The 15,735-nt window shown below is 61.5% G+C and carries 14 protein-coding genes; 10 read left to right on the plus strand and 4 right to left on the minus strand.

Annotation, left to right across the window (positions count from 1 at the left end; genetic code table 11):
- Positions 1–134: 134 nt before the first annotated feature.
- Positions 135–1,082: an isopenicillin N synthase family dioxygenase gene (locus ACOJSJ_RS10310; RefSeq protein WP_420144893.1), complete on the plus strand. Its 948-nt coding sequence runs from the start codon at positions 135–137 to the stop codon at positions 1,080–1,082.
- A 71-nt stretch (positions 1,083–1,153) separates the two neighbouring features.
- Here the strand turns inward: ACOJSJ_RS10310 and ACOJSJ_RS10315 are convergent, their stop codons facing one another.
- Positions 1,154–1,537: a dihydroneopterin aldolase gene (locus tag ACOJSJ_RS10315; protein ID WP_420144894.1), complete on the minus strand. Its 384-nt coding sequence runs from the start codon at positions 1,535–1,537 to the stop codon at positions 1,154–1,156.
- A gap of 121 nt (positions 1,538–1,658) precedes the next feature.
- On the opposite strand from ACOJSJ_RS10315, the gene ACOJSJ_RS10320 reads away from it, so the two are divergent.
- From ACOJSJ_RS10320 to ACOJSJ_RS10335, 4 genes are read left to right on the plus strand one after another with little or no spacing between them, the layout of a single operon-like run.
- Complete coding sequence (locus tag ACOJSJ_RS10320; RefSeq protein ID WP_420144895.1) at positions 1,659–2,195, plus strand: GNAT family N-acetyltransferase; 537 nt, start codon at positions 1,659–1,661, stop codon at positions 2,193–2,195.
- A 42-nt stretch (positions 2,196–2,237) separates the two neighbouring features.
- A complete protein-coding gene (locus ACOJSJ_RS10325; protein WP_420144896.1) occupies positions 2,238–2,804 on the plus strand; it encodes a DUF1285 domain-containing protein in 567 nt (188 codons plus the stop codon).
- Positions 2,801–3,409: a CoA pyrophosphatase gene (locus tag ACOJSJ_RS10330; RefSeq protein WP_420144897.1), complete on the plus strand. Its 609-nt coding sequence runs from the start codon at positions 2,801–2,803 to the stop codon at positions 3,407–3,409. Before ACOJSJ_RS10325 ends, ACOJSJ_RS10330 begins: the two co-directional genes overlap by 4 nt.
- Positions 3,390–4,601: a CCA tRNA nucleotidyltransferase gene (locus ACOJSJ_RS10335; RefSeq protein WP_420144898.1), complete on the plus strand. Its 1,212-nt coding sequence runs from the start codon at positions 3,390–3,392 to the stop codon at positions 4,599–4,601. Before ACOJSJ_RS10330 ends, ACOJSJ_RS10335 begins: the two co-directional genes overlap by 20 nt.
- On the opposite strand, the gene ACOJSJ_RS10340 is transcribed toward ACOJSJ_RS10335, so the two are convergent.
- The 3 genes from ACOJSJ_RS10340 to ACOJSJ_RS10350 all read right to left on the minus strand — a co-directional run bounded on the left by ACOJSJ_RS10340 (position 4,565) and on the right by ACOJSJ_RS10350 (position 9,782).
- Positions 4,565–6,319 carry a putative bifunctional diguanylate cyclase/phosphodiesterase gene (locus tag ACOJSJ_RS10340; protein ID WP_420144899.1) on the minus strand — a complete coding sequence of 585 codons (1,755 nt, stop codon included), beginning with the start codon at positions 6,317–6,319 and terminating at the stop codon, positions 4,565–4,567. The genes ACOJSJ_RS10335 and ACOJSJ_RS10340 overlap by 37 nt on opposite strands.
- Positions 6,320–6,498: 179 nt before the next feature.
- Positions 6,499–8,787: a DNA topoisomerase IV subunit A gene (gene parC / locus ACOJSJ_RS10345; RefSeq protein ID WP_420144900.1), complete on the minus strand. Its 2,289-nt coding sequence runs from the start codon at positions 8,785–8,787 to the stop codon at positions 6,499–6,501.
- Between the two features lie 74 nt (positions 8,788–8,861).
- Positions 8,862–9,782: a LysR substrate-binding domain-containing protein gene (locus ACOJSJ_RS10350; protein ID WP_420144901.1), complete on the minus strand. Its 921-nt coding sequence runs from the start codon at positions 9,780–9,782 to the stop codon at positions 8,862–8,864.
- A gap of 365 nt (positions 9,783–10,147) precedes the next feature.
- Between ACOJSJ_RS10350 and otsB the strand changes: the two genes are divergently transcribed.
- The 5 genes from otsB to ACOJSJ_RS10375 all read left to right on the plus strand — a co-directional run bounded on the left by otsB (position 10,148) and on the right by ACOJSJ_RS10375 (position 15,697).
- Complete coding sequence (gene otsB, locus ACOJSJ_RS10355; protein WP_420144963.1) at positions 10,148–10,906, plus strand: trehalose-phosphatase; 759 nt, start codon at positions 10,148–10,150, stop codon at positions 10,904–10,906.
- 96 nt (positions 10,907–11,002) lie between these two features.
- Entirely contained in the window at positions 11,003–12,781 is a 1,779-nt protein-coding gene (locus ACOJSJ_RS10360; protein ID WP_420144964.1) for a glycoside hydrolase family 15 protein, read from the plus strand.
- Complete coding sequence (locus tag ACOJSJ_RS10365) at positions 12,778–14,184, plus strand: alpha,alpha-trehalose-phosphate synthase (UDP-forming) (protein WP_420144902.1); 1,407 nt, start codon at positions 12,778–12,780, stop codon at positions 14,182–14,184. The genes ACOJSJ_RS10360 and ACOJSJ_RS10365 overlap by 4 nt, the downstream gene beginning before the upstream one ends.
- On the plus strand, positions 14,181–14,348 hold the full coding sequence (locus tag ACOJSJ_RS10370) for a hypothetical protein (protein ID WP_420144903.1): 168 nt from the start codon (positions 14,181–14,183) through the stop codon (positions 14,346–14,348). Before ACOJSJ_RS10365 ends, ACOJSJ_RS10370 begins: the two co-directional genes overlap by 4 nt.
- A 74-nt stretch (positions 14,349–14,422) precedes the next feature.
- A complete protein-coding gene (locus ACOJSJ_RS10375; RefSeq protein WP_420144904.1) occupies positions 14,423–15,697 on the plus strand; it encodes an aminotransferase class V-fold PLP-dependent enzyme in 1,275 nt (424 codons plus the stop codon).
- Positions 15,698–15,735 lie beyond the last annotated feature (38 nt).

The raw sequence follows: 15,735 nt of genomic DNA on the forward strand, positions 1-15,735 counted from the left end.
AGCCAATAGTTCATTTTGCCTTCTTGCAACAGCGCTCTGGCGCGATCAAGGATGGCCTCATGGACGGGTCGCCCCATATGGCGGCCCATGACGGGGCGCGAAGGCGCGCCCGATAATGAATTTGGAGATTGATCGTGTCGCAAACGGTACTGGATCAGGTGCCTGTCCTGTCCATGGCGGAAATGAGCAAGGCGGATTTCGCCACGGCATTTGGGCAATCCTTTCAGCGGTTCGGCTTTGCCATGGTGAAGGACCATGGAATGGACCAGATGCTGGTCGACGATGGCTGGGCGTTGGCGCGTCGCTTTTTCGAATTGCCCGAAGCGGTGAAGCAGCGTTACAATGCCAAGTCGAACGGCGGCCAGCGCGGTTATACCGCGTTCGGCACCGAAATCGCAAAGGGCGCGAGCGAGAACGACCTGAAGGAATTCTGGCATGTCGGCCGCGACCTGCCCGAAGGCGACCCACTGACCGAAACCATGCCGCCCAATATGTGGCCGGACGAAATGCCGGAGTTTGAGCCGATCTTCGCGAAACTTTATGCGGAGTTCGACCGGGTCGGTGCGGAACTGCTGTCGGCGATTGCGCTATATCTGGGACTGCCCGAACGCTGGTTTGACGGACCGGTCGAAAATGGCAATTCGATCCTGCGTCTGCTCCATTACCCGCCGGTATCGCCGCAGGCGCCGGGCATCCGCGCGGGGGCGCATGAAGACATCAACCTCATCACCCTGTTGCTGGGCGCGGAAGAAGGCGGGCTGGAGCTAAAGGATCGCGACGGCAACTGGCTGCCTGTCGTGCCGCCGCCAGGTGCGCTCGCGATCAATGTCGGTGACATGCTGCAACGGTTGACCAACCATGTGCTGCCGTCGACCAGCCATCGCGTCGTCAATCCGCCGCCGGAACGGCGCGGCCATTCGCGCTATTCCATGCCTTTCTTCCTGCACCTGCGCCCCGATTTCATGATCGACGCCCTGTCCCAGTGCGTGACCGACGACAATCCCCGCCGGGAAGCGCCGATCAGCGCGCATGATTATCTGACCGAACGGCTGATCGAAATCGGGCTGATCAAGAAGGGGTGACAGGATCGTTCGTTCCGCGCGTATCGGGAGGCATATCCCGAATACGCCCGGAACGAAGGCCGTTCGCAAATTTACTTGCGGCCGCGGCCCAGCGTGATGCCGATTTCCTCGCCACGTTCTGACAGGGCCAGCTTCACGATCTTCACCTCGACATGGCTGACCTTGTCATCCTGAAGAAAGATGGTGTCCATGATATGATCGGCCACCGCTTCTATCAGGGTGAAATGGACGCCTTCGGGCAGGGCCGTGGACGCCGCATGTTTCAGGTCCATATAGTTTTTGGACTGGGTAAGCGGCGTTTCAGGGTCGTAATGATCGGCGATTCGCAGCCGCGCACGGATCGAAATGCGCAGCGGTTGGGGGAGATGCGTCTCCTCCGAATAGATGCCGGTCAAAACATCGACGTGCAGATCGTTGACCTCCAGCGTCAGAAAATCGTCAAATACCGTGTGCATAGCTCGCCACATATGGTCGGACCTTGCCATATAGGATGGCGCGGACGGAAACCTATTTAGTCTTTCATTTTACGAAGCGGACGCTAAAGCCCCGCTTCCGGCGCTGCCCCATGCGCCATTGATGGCGGATCGGCAAGACGTGTCAGACATAGTGCCCCTCAACAGTCAGTCCGAAATCGCGATCGAGCGGCTGCTCGACGCGGCTTTCGGTACGGACCGGCATGGCCGCACCGCCTATCGCATACGGGACGGGATGCCGTGGCTGCCCGAATTATCCCTTGCCACAATCGATGCCGACGGCACCCTGATCGGTACGCTGCAAAGCTGGCCCGTGGCACTGACGCTGACCGATGGCAGCCAGATCCCGCTGATCATGGTGGGTCCGGTCGCGGTTGCGCCCACGCATCAGTTTGGCGGCCATGGCCGCGCGATGATGGATGCGGTCGTCGCCGCCGCGCGCGCGCTGCGGTGCGAGCCGCTGATGATGATCGGCGACCCGGAATATTATGAGCGGTTCTGGGGCTTTTCCGCGCAAGGCACCAGCGGGTGGAATGCCCCCGGCCCGTTCGAGCCGCGCCGTCTGCTGGGACTGTCGGTCGATGGCAGCGAAATCGGCGGCACGGGCATGCTCAGCCCGCGAATTGCCGTTACCGCCTGATTATCTCTTTGCCTTCGGGCATCGGACGCCTATCTCCGCCCCATGCCGATGGAGCCTCTGCCCGACCTGTCCACCCTTTCGCTGGCCGATATAGCGCGGCTGGCCGCCGAAAAACGGCTGCCCCCGGTTGAGAGCTGGAACCCCGATCATTGCGGTGACAGCGAAATGCGGATCGCTCGCGACGGCACATGGTATCATCAGGGATCGCCGATCGGACGGGAAACGATGGTGCGCCTGTTTTCGACCATCCTGCGACGCGAACCCGATGGTAGCCATATATTGGTGACCCCGGTCGAAAAACTGGACATCGCAGTCGATGATGCGCCGTTCGTTGCCGTAGAGTTGAAGACGGAGGGTGAAGGACGGGAACGCACCCTCGTCTTTCGATTGAACAGCGGCGACATAGTGACGGCCGGGCCTGAGCATGAGCTGACGGTACGCGAAACGCCCGATGGGCCGCATCCCTATCTGCATGTGCGCGGCGGGCTGGAAGCGCTGGTGGGGCGCAGCGTCTATTATGAGATGATGAACATCGCCTTGGACGAAGATGGCGACCGGATCGGCCTGTGGAGCGATGGCGCATTCTTTCCACTGGATGGCGGCGCATGACGCTGGCGCAGCGGTTACGCGCCGCACTGGACGAAGGGCATAAACGAAACGACGTCACGCTGGTCGACAGGCGCGATCCGCGGATCGAGGGCGACATCATGCTGGCCCCCGCTGCCGTGCTGGTGGCAATTACCGATCGCCCGGAACCCGGCCTGATCCTGACGGAGCGCGCGACGACTTTGCGCAAACATGCGGGGCAGATCGCCTTTCCCGGCGGGCGCGTGGATGCTGGCGACGCCGACGAGATCGCCGGCGCCCTGCGTGAGGCGCAGGAGGAAATCGCCCTGTCGCCCGATGAGGTGCAGATCGTGGGCACATCCGACCGATATAGTACGTTTACCGGATTCGACATTGTACCGGTGTTGGGCGTGATACCGCCGGACCTGCCATTGCAGGCGCAGGAAGGCGAAGTGGCAGACTGGTTCGAACTGCCGCTGGCCTACGCTCTCAACCCGGCCAATCGGGCGCGGCGGGCGTTCGAATTTGCCGGGGCGACGCGGCATTATTACGAGATCATATGGGAGGGACGGCGTATCTGGGGCATCACCGCCGCTATTCTGGTCAATCTGTCGCGGAGGTTGGGTCATGACCGTCCTGCCGCCTGAGGCTGAATGGCGCCATCGTCCGGGCATGGATGGGCTGCTGAAGGCGCTGGACGTGACCGATGGCAAGGCCCGTTTCGTTGGCGGCGCCGTGCGCGACGGATTGCTGGGCCTGCCCGTCAATGATGTCGACATCGCCACGACGATAGTGCCTCACGACGTGCTCGACCGGCTGAACGCCGCCGGGATCAAGGCGGTGCCCACGGGTATAGACCATGGCACCATAACCGCCGTGCTGGCGGACGGTCCGGTTGAGATCACCACCTTGCGCCAGGACGTCAGCACCGACGGCCGCCGCGCGACAATAGCCTATACCGAGAACTGGCGCGACGACGCGGCGCGGCGCGATTTTACGATCAACGCGCTATACGCCGATCCGCTGACCGGGGAGATCAGCGATTATTTTGGCGGGATCGCGGATCTGGATGCGCGGCGACTACGCTTCATCGGCGATGCGTCGGCGCGGATCGCGGAGGATCATCTGCGTATCCTGCGCTATTTCCGTTTTCTGGCGCGTTATGGTGACAACGAGTTGGACAGTTGCGCCTATGATGCCTGCGTCGCCGCGGCCAACAGCCTGATGGCCTTGTCGCGGGAACGCATTGCCGACGAATTGCTGAAATTGCTGGTCGTGGCGGTCCCTGTCCATGCGCTGACGCTGATGGTGGAAGGCGGCATATTGCAGCCGGTGCTGCCGGAAGTGGATATGGCGGGGGTTGTGCGCGTCGAGGCGCTGATCAGGCGGGAAGCACAAGCTGGCCTGACGGGGGCTGCGCTGCGGCGTCTGGCCGCATTGTTGCCCCACGACCCGACGCTGGCCGACAATGTCGGCGCGCGGCTGAAACTGTCCAACAAGGCGCGCAAGCGTTTGATCGTTGCGCTGGAGCCTGCGCCCGAAGCGGAAACGCCGCGCGCTCTTGCCTATCGGGTTGGTCTGGAAGGGGCCATCGATCGGCTGTTGCTGGCACAGGATCAGTCGCTGTCCGCGCTGGACTTGCTGGAGGGCTGGACCCCGCCTGTGCTGCCCATCGGCGGCGGCGCGTTGATTGCGCGTGGCCTGCCAGCCGGGCCGGATGTGGCAAAAGCCCTGCAGGCGGTGCAGCGTCGATGGGTTGCGGAAGATTTCCCCGATGCTGAACGGGTCGGCGCTATCGCGGATCAGATCGTTTCGAAGTTCCAGCGCGCACGCCAGTAATCGAACGCATCATTTTCGCTCATCGGGCGGGCGAAATGATAGCCCTGCCCCTGCCAGCAACCCATTTGTTGCAGGGCATGGGCCAGTTCCTGCGTCTCGATCCCTTCGGCCGTGACCTTCAGGTTCAACGATTCAGCGAGTGACAGGATGGTGCGCACGATGATCGCCTTGTCGCGATCTTCCAGCATGTTGGATACGAAGCTGCGGTCGATCTTCAATATGTCGATCGGCAGGCTGTGAAGGCTGGCGAGGTTCGAAAAGCCGGTGCCGAAATCATCCATAGCGATCGGCATCTGAAGCCCTTTGAGCGCAACCAGCAATTTGCGCGCCTTGTCCGGATCGGCGACAATCGCGCTTTCGGTCAATTCAGCGGTCAGCCGATTGCCCGCCACGCCGGAATAGCGCAGCGCCTCTTCAAACATGGAGGCGACATCATCGCGCGCCATCTGAATGGGTGAGAGGTTGACGTTGACGCCGACAGGCAGCGGCTGGCCGAATTTCACGTCCCAGCGCGACAGTGCCTGCGCCGCTTCATAAGCCGCCCAGCGTCCGAGCGGCGTGATGAGGCCGCTTTCCTCCGCCACCGCGATGAATTCGACCGGCGGGACCACGCCGAGTTCCTCGTCGCTCCAGCGCGCCAGCGCTTCGAACCCGGTAATCTCGCCGGTTTGAAGGTGGATCAAAGGTTGAAAGGCGAGCGTCAGCCCCCCCTGCGCCAAGGCATCGCGCAGGCGGCTTTCGATCGAGAAGCGACGCTGCGCTTCCTTGAGCACGCCATTGCGGTAGATTTCGACCTTTCCGGTCCGCTTGGCGATCTTCACCGCGGCCTGCGCCTTGCGCACGACGTCGTCGGGATCATCGTCCAGATTGATCGACAGCGCACAGCCGATCGCACAATCGACGCGGATCTGCAGATCGCTGAGACGGATTGGTGAACTCAGCGCTTCCTTGATCCGCTGCACGATATGAAGAGCGTCAGACAAGCCATTGTTAAGGCGAGCAAATACGGCAAAATCATTACCGCCAATCCGCGCTAGCACGTCACCCTGACGCAGGCTGGATTTCAACCGCTTGGCAACCGTGATGAGCAGCTCGTCACCCGCCATCGGGCCAAGCGATTCGTTCACGCGGCTGAACCGGCTGAGGTCGATGGCGATAATGCCGAACTGGGCATTTTCCGGCCACGTGGCATTGGCCAGCCGATCATCGATTTCCTCACCGAAACCGGTGCGGTTGGGCAAGGCCGTCAAGCCATCCGACAACAATTCACGGCGCAGATTTTTCTCGATCGTCCGTTCGCCGGTACGATCGGTCGCGGTGAAGAGATATTGCGCCGGCTTATCCTGCTGCCCGACCAGTCGGCCGGCAGTGCACATGAAATATTCCGGCCCCAGCTTTCCTTCACGGCGCAGCTCGAAATTATCCGAATCGCGCCCGGACTGGATGAAATCGATCATCCGTTCACGCCACTCGCTGACCACGCGGGATGGCGCTTTGCTGCGCTCGGTCATGAGCAGGAACGCGGCAAGATAGGATTCATTGCCGCAAACCAGCTTTAGATCGCCATTTTCAAAAGAGAAAATCGCCGCGATCTGGGGCAACGCAGCCAGCCAGTCCGTCATGGCGATCGACTGGTCCAGATGCGAGTCATCGTCCCCTGTCACAGGGGTGCCGCTGGCCTGAGTGGCCGGCAAATTACGCACCGACGTCGATTCCATGCCCCCGCTGTATCCAGAAGGAGTAAATTTTCGGGAAACGTTAATCGCCGATATGGCGGAAATCAGACGAATGGCGAATTATCCGACGCCAGGGCATGATCCGGCGGCATCGAACCGGATCATGCCCCATTTGCCTTTGCTTTTCCGTTGTCTACAGGTTCAGCTGATCTCAGGATGCTTTAAAAGCGATTGTCGCGCGGAAAGCCCGTTGGCGGCATCCGCCCGGCCGCACCACGCGCCACTTTCCATGGCATCATGTCGCTTTCGGTACGCGTACGGCCCGTTTCACCGCCCATCGTCCAGCTGAGGCCGTCCGCCAGTTTGAAGGCGATCGCGTCGGACAGGCCCCCATCGCGATAGCGTTGCAGCTGAACGCCCTGGCCGCGCGCCATTTTGGGCATTTCGGTTAGTGAAAAGACAAGAAGTTTGCGGTTCTCGCCGATGACGGCGATGCTGTCCGCGTCCGCCGCGATAGCGTGGACGACGCTGAGAGTGGCGCCGGTACGAACGTTAACAACCTGCTTGCCCTTGCGCGTTTCGGCCATCAGGTCCGCCGTCGCAGCAATGAAGCCGCGTCCGTCGGAAGAAGCCAGCAGAAGGTCCGTGCCAACCCGCGCGGGCATGAAGGCGACGATCATGCCTTCGTTATCCATATCGACGAGCGATCGCACCGGATCGCCAAAGCCGCGTCCGCCCGGCAATTTGTCCGATGCGAGCGTATAAACGCGCCCGGTGGATGTCGCCATCAACAGCTTGTCGGTGGTATAGGCATGGAAGGCGAATTGCGGGCCGTCGCCTTCCTTGAATTTGAGCGTGTCGGCGGCGGCAAGGTCGCGGTGGCCGCTCATCGCCCTGATCCAGCCGCGCTCGGACAGTATCACGGTGATCGGCTCTCGCTCGATCATCGCCTCCAGCGGAATTTCGCGGGCCGGAGCGGCCTCCTCCACGAGCGTGCGGCGGCGACCAAGGTCGGTTTCGGGGCCATAGCGCTTACGCAGGGCCGCAAGATCCCGCTTAAGCCGAGTACGCTGGCGGGCCGGGCTTTCGACCAGCTTTTCCAGTTCGTCCTTTTCCTTGAGCAATTCATCATGCTCGCGGCGCAGTTCCATTTCCTCCAGCTTGCGCAGGCTGCGCAGCCGCATGTTGAGGATCGCTTCAGCCTGACGATCGGTCAGGCTGAATTCGGCCATCATGACCTCCTTCGGCTCATCCTCAGTCCGAATGATCTCGATCACCCGGTCAAGGTTGAGATAGGCGATGATATAGCCGTCGAGCAGTTCGAGGCGATTGGCGATCTTGTCCAGCCGATGCTGGGCGCGGCGGACCAGCACATCGATCTGATGCCTCAGCCATTCGATCAGCAGGGGCTTGAGGCCCAGAACGCGGGGGGTTCGAGTCGAATCCAGCACGTTCAGATTGAGCGGAAAGCGATTTTCGAGGTCCGTCAGACGGAACAGGCTGTCCATCAGCACCAGTTCGTCCACCGTGCGGGCGCGCGGTTCGATGACGATGCGGATTTCCGCGTCGGATTCATCGCGCACGTCGGCAAGGATCGGCAGTTTCTTGTCGTTGATCAGCGCAGCGATCTGTTCGATCAGCTTGGATTTCTGAACCTGATAGGGGATTTGGGTGACGACGGCGACCCATGTGCCGCGACCGCCCTCCTCCTTATGCCAGCGCGCACGGGTGCGGAACGCGCCCCGGCCGGTGACATAGGCTTCGGATATGATCGACGGACTGTCCACCAACACGCCGCCGGTCGGAAAGTCCGGACCGCGCACCACCTGCATCAGCGCGGCATGATCAGTATCCGGATCATCGATCAGCAGCCCAGCCGCATCGATCAGCTCCGTGACATTATGGGGCGGGATGCTGGTCGCCATGCCGACCGCAATGCCGCTGGCGCCGTTGGCGAGCAGATTGGGGAACAGGCCGGGAAAAACCTCTGGCTCTTCATCTTCGCCATTATAGGTGGGGCGGAAATCGACCGTACCCTCGTCCAGCCCCGCCATCAGATCGGCGGCGGCCTGTGTCAGGCGCGCTTCGGTATAGCGCATCGCCGCCGCATTATCGCCGTCGATATTGCCGAAATTCCCCTGCCCGTCGACCAGAGGCGTACGTAACGAAAAATCCTGCGCCAGGCGGACCATCGCGTCATAGACGGACGCGTCGCCATGCGGGTGATATTTACCGATGACGTCGCCGACGACGCGGGCGCATTTTTTGTAGGCGGTGGTGTTGCGGGCCGGATTGGCGACGAGCACGTCGGGATTTGCGCCACCCGGCTCCATCCGCAGCAGCCGCATCGCCCAGAGCAGACGGCGATGGACCGGTTTCAATCCGTCGCGCAGATCCGGCAGCGATCGCGCCGTGATGGTGGATAAGGCATAGACGAGATAGCGCTGCTGGAGCGCATCGTCGAACGGGTGTTCCTTGATGGCGTCGAACGGGTCGCGGAAATCAGTCATCGCAGATCGGATAGCAGCACGGGGAGGAAACGGAAACGGATTCGCTCATGGGGGATAACGAAGCTCACACAGGTCTATTTCGGAAAATAGCGGCCATCGGGGTCAGCCGCGATCGCGGTCGCAAATTCTGCGCTGATCCAGTCGCGAAACGCCTTGATCTTCGGCGTGTTGCGGGCGTGGGGCGGATAGACGATCCAGTAGCTGGCGATTTCACGGACATAGGAGGGGACGGCTTCGACCAGCAGGCCAGCCTCGACCTCCGCCTTCCAGAGGAAATGATTGAGAATGGCGATGCCCTGCCCCGCGATAGCGGTGCGGCCTTCCATCACCTGACTGTCGAGCGCGATGCCGGGCGGGCCATCGGCGGGATCAGCCTGTACCCCCATGGCCGCAAACCATTCATGCCACCACATGTCATCGGGCGACAGGCGCGGCGAAGCATGCAGCGCATCCGCATCGGCGATATGTCCGTGACGATCGATCCATATAGGGCTGCACATCGGCACAAGGCGATTATGGGTCAACAATGTCGCCTCCAGCCCCGGCCAGTCCCCCTTCCCACCGCGAATGGCCAGATCGATGCCATCGCGGGCCAGATCGACCACGGCATCGTCCGCCTGGATGCGCACCGCCAGATCGGGATGGCGCATCTGGAACGCGCCGATCTTCGGCGCCAGCCACAAATGCGCGAAGCTGTTGGTGCAACTGATGGTCAGAACCGCCGAATTATCCTGCGTCAGGACCGCGAACCCGTTGCGCATCAGGTCGAAGGCGCGGGTCAGGATCGGCGCGAGCGCCCGCCCCTTTTCCGTCAGCGCTACTTTGCGGCCGACCCGCTGAAACAGGCTGAGGCCCAGCCGCTCTTCCAATAATTTCACCTGATAACTCACGGCCGCCTGCGTCATGCCCAGTTCCTGCGCTGCAGCCGTGAAATTTTCACGACGAGCGGCCGCTTCGAAGACGCGAATGGCGGACAGGGGCGGAAGATTAGACATCGACCATATGATAAGTTCAGCTTATTTACGGCGTCCAGCCTTTTGTTGGCGGTTGGCCGGTCGATCGGGCATTGCAGCCACGCGGACACCGATCCCGTCCGCCTCCTGCCCGAAGGAAAGGACGGCATCATGCGTGACGAATATGACGACCGGCTAAACAATGGCGGCCGCGAGGCAATGAACATGGCCATAGACCAGCTGTTGGTCCGGATCATGCAGGCATTTTGCGTGCTGCATCATGTGCAATGGTCGGCGCCATGGCATGATGAGCATGGTTGCCGACCCTGAAGAGCAGCGACGATGGATTGGCGGCATTGCGTGAATTGAGGGGTTGCGGTTTCCGGAGAGCACGCCACTTTGTGTCCGTGCCTCAAACTGCCCCCCTCCCCCAATCCGCCCTGCCTGCTCCTCCCGTCGCCCTGCTGAACGGCGCCGCACTGTTTCTGGATTTCGACGGAACGCTGGTGCCGCTGGCCGACACGCCGGATGATGTTGCGGTCGATGAAAACCTGCTGGCCACGCTCACGCAATTGCGGACGCGGCTGAACGGGCGACTGGCGATCGTCAGTGGCCGTTCGGTGGCAACCTTGCGGGCACTGGGCTTTGGCGATTTCCTGCTGTCGGGAACCCATGGGCTGGAATTTGCAGCCCCCGGCGAAGCGGTGCATGCGCCATCGCGCCTGCCCGCCATCGATGCGGTGGAGGCGGCGTTCCAGACGTTTGCCAACGGCAAGCCGGGCCTGCTCGTAGAGCGCAAGTCGATCAGCGTCGGACTGCATTTCCGCGGCGCGCCAATTTGGACCGACGCAGCGGGAGAGCTGGCCGCCACGCTGGCGCAGGATCACGGATTAGCGTTGCAGCATGGCAAGATGCTGTATGAACTGCGCCCCGGCGGCGCGGACAAGGGCAGCGCCGTTGCGAAACTGATGCAGACGCAGCCCATGGCGGGCGGCATTCCCGTCTTTGTCGGTGACGATGTAACGGACGAGGAAGGCTTTGCCGTCGCCGTCGAACTGGGTGGCGCTGGCATATTGGTCGGAACGCCACGCCCGACAAAAGCGTCATTCTTTTTGGAACAGGTTGCCGCCGTCAGGCATTATCTGGCGGAAGGCGCCGCCGGATAGATTTCCCCGGAGCCTTCGTCTTGACCATAAAATGGGGGCAGACCGATCCAACAATCCAGCGAATCCATCCTGGCCGGCACCGAGCGAACGCTCGACCTGTGGCCCATCGGCAATTGTCAGGCGTCTGCGCTGATCGATCGCATGGGGCGCATGATATGGGCCTGCGTCCCCCGCGTGGATGGCGATCCGGTCTTTTCAGCATTGTTGGGAGACAAGGGCTGGGATGATCCACAGGCGCGCGGATTTTGGGCCATCGAACTCGAAAACTGCGTCGCGGTCGAACAACATTATATCCGTAACACCCCGATCCTGGTTACGCGGCAGAGCGACGCGCAGGGCAATGCGATAGAGATTATCGATTTCTGCCCACGTCACCGGCACAAGGGAAGGATGTACCGACCCGTCGCGTTCATTCGCATTGTGCGACCGGTCGGCGGATCACCCCGCATTCGTGTGAAATTGCGCCCTACCACAGGCTGGGGCGCGGATAAGGTTCCGGTCAATTACGGGTCCAACCATATCCGCATGGTCCTGTCCTACATGGCCATGCGCATTTCTACAAATGCGCCGATCGGCCTGATCGCGCAGGAAAGCTGGTTCCGGCTGGAGCAGGATGCGCATTTCTTCATGGGACCGGACGAGGGCTTTTCCGATGCCCTGCGCCCCGCCATCGAACGCATGCTGGACGACACCGTCAACGAATGGCAGCTTTGGGTGCGCGGCCTCGCCATTCCCGCCGAATGGCAGGAAGCGGTCATCCGATCGGCCATCACGCTGAAACTGTGCCAGCATGAAGAAACCGGCGCGATTGTCGCGGCGCTGACCACTTCCATCCCCGAACATGCCGACAGCGGACGCAACTGGGACTATCGTTACTGCTGGGTGCGGGACGCCTATTATACGGTCGAGGCGCTGAACCGGCTGGGCGCGCTGGACGTGCTGGAAACCTACCTCGTCTATCTGCGTAACATCGTGGACGGCGCTAAGGGCGGTCATATCCAGCCGCTTTATGACGTGCGCGGCAATGCGACGCTGATCGAATGGGAGGCCGAACAGCTGCGGGGCTATCGCGGCATGGGGCCGGTCCGGGTCGGCAATGCCGCCTATGAGCAGATACAGCATGACGCCTATGGCCAGATCGTGCTGTCTTCGGTGCAGGGCTTTATCGACCAGCGACTGCTTCGCATGGCCGGTCATGCCGATTTCGAAGCGCTGGAGGCGGTGGGCGAGCGTGCATGGGCCGTTTATGATCAGCCCGACGCGGGCCTGTGGGAATTGCGGACCCGCGCCCATGTTCACAGCTATAGCGCGGTCATGTGCTGGGCGGCGTGCGACCGGCTGGCCCACGCCGCCAAGGCGATGGACCTGCCATTGCGCGCGGCGCATTGGGAAAATCGTGCCGAAACGATGCGAACGCGCATCATCGAATCCGCATGGCGCGAGGATAGTCAGGCAATTTCCGCGAATTTCGAGGATGACGCGCGTGATGCGTCGTTGCTGCAGTTGCTGGACCTGCGCTTTCTGACGGCAGACGACCCGAAATTCATTGGGACACTGGCGGCGCTGGAGGCCGATCTGCGGCGCGGCAACGACATGCTTCGGTACAGCGCGCCAGACGATTTCGGTGAGCCGGTGACGGCATTCAACGTATGCACATTCTGGCTGATCGAGGCGCTGCATCGCACCGGCCGCACCGAAGAAGCGCGCAGCCTGTTCGAAGAAATGCTGTCCCGGCGGACCGCCGCAGGGCTGCAGTCCGAAGACATCGACCCCGCGACGGGGGAATTGTGGGGGAATTATCCCCAGACCTACTCATTGGTCGGCATCATCAACTGCGCCGTCTTGCTGAGCAAACCGTGGAGCGCCATGCGATGAGCCGCCTGATCGTCATTTCCAACCGGGTCAGTCGCCCCAGCAAGACCGGCAACCAGGGCGGCCTTGCCGTTGCGCTGTCGCAGGCATTGCGCGAAAGTCGGGGCATATGGGTGGGCTGGTCAGGTGGCGTCACCGACCATTTTACCGGCCATATCGGCTTTGCAGAAGATGAGGGCGTAAAGACCGCCACGATAGATCTGGAAGAACAGGATGTCGACGAATATTACAATGGCTACGCCAACAAGACCTTATGGCCGCTATTCCATTTCCGCATCGATCTGGCCGAATATGCCCGCGATTTCGAGGGCGGATATAACCGTGTCAACCAGCGGTTTGCGGATACCGCCAGCCCGCTGATCGAACCGGAAGACATCATTTGGGTCCATGACTATCACATGATCCCGCTGGGCCAGATGCTGCGCGACCGGGGGTTGCAGAACCGCATGGGATTTTTCCTGCATATCCCATGGCCACCCACGCGCCTGCTGGTGTCGCTGCCCCACCACAGCAAGCTGGTCAGCACCCTGTTCGCCTATGACGTGGTGGGTTTCCACACTGAAGAATGGCTGGAATCCTTCCGCCATTATGTGGAACGGGAAATGGGCGGCACGGTCGATGGCGACTATGTCACCGTGGGCGACCGGACCATTCAGGCCGTCGCCTGCCCCATCGGCATCAACGCACAGGATTTCCGGGACGCCGCCGTCAGCAAGGCGGCCGACGAAATGGGCGAACTGGTCCGCGCGTCGTTACAGGATCGCACGATGATCGTGGGCGTCGACCGGCTGGATTACAGCAAGGGTCTGGAGGAGCGGTTCAACGGTTATGGCCGGTTCCTGAAGGACCATCCCGAACAGCATCGCAAGGTCGTCCTGACGCAGATCGCGCCGCCTTCGCGGGGGGAAGTGGAAAGCTATCAGCAGATCCGCGCCACGCTGGATTCCATCGCCGGGCGGATGAACGGCGAATATAGCGATGTCGACTGGACCCCCATCCGCTACGTCAATCAGGGCTATCCCCGCGACAAGCTAGCCGGCATTTATCGCAGCGCGAAAATCGGGCTGGTGACGCCGCTGCGCGACGGGATGAACCTGGTCGCGAAGGAATATGTGGCGGCGCAAGACCCGGAAGATCCGGGCGTGCTGATCCTGTCGCGTTTCGCCGGTGCGGCCATGCAGTTGAAGGACGCGCTGCTGATCAATCCATATAGCCCCGAAGAAATGTCCGACGCGATATTGCGCGCGCTCGCCATGCCGCTGGACGAACGCAAGCGGCGCTGGCGCGCCATGATGGATAGCGTGGAGCAGCAGGACATCAGCTGGTGGCGGCAATGCTTCACCGGGCGACTGATGGCGGTGGGGCGCAACGACGCGCCTGCCGTGGTCGAAGAAACGACCGGTTGAGTGTGGCGGCATCCGCCGCTACGCCCATGATCATGCATGACGATGATGATGAACCACGCACGTTATGGGATGCCGTTCGCGACCGGTCCGGCGCTATTCTGGGCGTAATCGGGCTGGTCGCATGGTGCGCCATGATCTGGTTCATGTTCGGGGATGTGCTGTAGGCGCGGATTTGCGCTGGAAAATCGTTGAACATGGGGCACATTCTGGAGGGGCATGACGCCCCGGAAAGGCGCCCATGTTCGACCGACGCAATTTTCTGGGAGGCGCCGCCGTCGCTTCCCTGGCCCAGCCGATCAGTGCGCAGGCGCTCAGGAGCGTGCCCCTGCCCGCCGCCGACCTCTATGGCCGGGACGAGGATGCCTATTGGCAGGCCCTTCGCGCGCAATTTCTGATCCCCGCCGATGTGGTCAACCTGAATGTCGGCACGGTCGGGTCGTCGCCCCGTCCCGTCCTGAAGGCCATTTTCGACGGGTTCGAACAGACCGAACAGATGACGCAGGAAGGATCGGAAGATTATCCGATCTGGGGCTATGGCGCGTGGGAGGCCTATCGCAAGCCTTTCGCCGACTTCATGGGCGCGCGGGTCGAACAGATGGCGATCCTGCGCAATTGTACGGAAGCGAACAACTATATCGCTAATGGGTTCGACATGAAGCCGGGCGATGAAGTGCTGATCAGCGATGAAGAGCATGGATCGGGCGAGATGCCATGGATTATGCGTTCGCGGCGCTATGGCGTCGCGGTCAGAAAATTCGCCATGCCCAAGCCGCCGAAAGACGCGGCCGAAATACTGAACCGCATCAACGACGCGATCACCCCAAGGACGCGGATCATCTTCGTCAGTCACATCAGCACATCGACCGGGGTCATATTGCCCGCAAAGGACATCGCGGCGCTGGCCCGGTCAAAGGGGATCATATCGGCGTTCGACGGCGCCCATGCGCCCGGCATGATCGGGTTCGATCTGAACGACATGGGATGCGATCTTTACACCGGATCGATGCATAAATGGCTGTTCGCGACCAAGGGCACAGGTTTTCTGTATCTGCGCGACCGGGATGTGATGGACCGCGTGTGGAACACGATCGCGACCGGCGGCTATGACGACCCGACCCGGATGGCGGACCGCTATATGCAGATCGGGTCGTCGTGCATCCCGACGCTGATGGGGCTGAATGCGGCGATCGATCTGGCCAACGCCATCGGCATGGATCGGATCGAAAGACGGCACCGGATGCTCGCCGACTATATCCACGCGGAAATGATGAAGCGCGGTGCGCAAAGCTGGACATCGCCTGATCCGACGCTGCGCGGGGCCATCGCAACCGTCAACATAGCGCCAGTGCAGCGCATGGAATTGCAGGACTGGCTGTGGAAAAATCACAAGGTGCGCATTCGCGGTGGCAATCCCAGCAAGCTGCGCCTTGCCACCCCCTATTTCCTGAGCCGGGCGGACATCGACCGCTTCCTTGGCCTGTTCGACGCATATCGCAAGATGAAAGGCATATAGACCGACCAATTGCACCCCTGCCCATATTGCTCTATGGG

This window comes from Sphingobium sp. (assembly GCF_048594625.1).
GTDB lineage: Bacteria > Pseudomonadota > Alphaproteobacteria > Sphingomonadales > Sphingomonadaceae > Sphingobium.

Excerpts from the sequence above, each read along its gene's own strand:
- ACOJSJ_RS10315 (WP_420144894.1), bottom strand. The coding sequence starts at position 1,537 with ATGCACACGGTATTTGACGATTTTCTGACGCTGGAGGTCAACGATCTG.
- ACOJSJ_RS10320 (WP_420144895.1), top strand. The coding sequence starts at position 1,659 with ATGGCGGATCGGCAAGACGTGTCAGACATAGTGCCCCTCAACAGTCAG.
- ACOJSJ_RS10325 (WP_420144896.1), top strand. The coding sequence starts at position 2,238 with ATGCCGATGGAGCCTCTGCCCGACCTGTCCACCCTTTCGCTGGCCGAT.
- ACOJSJ_RS10330 (WP_420144897.1), top strand. The coding sequence starts at position 2,801 with ATGACGCTGGCGCAGCGGTTACGCGCCGCACTGGACGAAGGGCATAAA.
- ACOJSJ_RS10335 (WP_420144898.1), top strand. The coding sequence starts at position 3,390 with ATGACCGTCCTGCCGCCTGAGGCTGAATGGCGCCATCGTCCGGGCATG.
- ACOJSJ_RS10340 (WP_420144899.1), bottom strand. The coding sequence starts at position 6,319 with ATGGAATCGACGTCGGTGCGTAATTTGCCGGCCACTCAGGCCAGCGGC.
- parC (WP_420144900.1), bottom strand. The coding sequence starts at position 8,787 with ATGACTGATTTCCGCGACCCGTTCGACGCCATCAAGGAACACCCGTTC.
- ACOJSJ_RS10350 (WP_420144901.1), bottom strand. The coding sequence starts at position 9,782 with ATGTCTAATCTTCCGCCCCTGTCCGCCATTCGCGTCTTCGAAGCGGCC.
- ACOJSJ_RS10365 (WP_420144902.1), top strand. The coding sequence starts at position 12,778 with ATGAGCCGCCTGATCGTCATTTCCAACCGGGTCAGTCGCCCCAGCAAG.
- ACOJSJ_RS10375 (WP_420144904.1), top strand. The coding sequence starts at position 14,423 with ATGTTCGACCGACGCAATTTTCTGGGAGGCGCCGCCGTCGCTTCCCTG.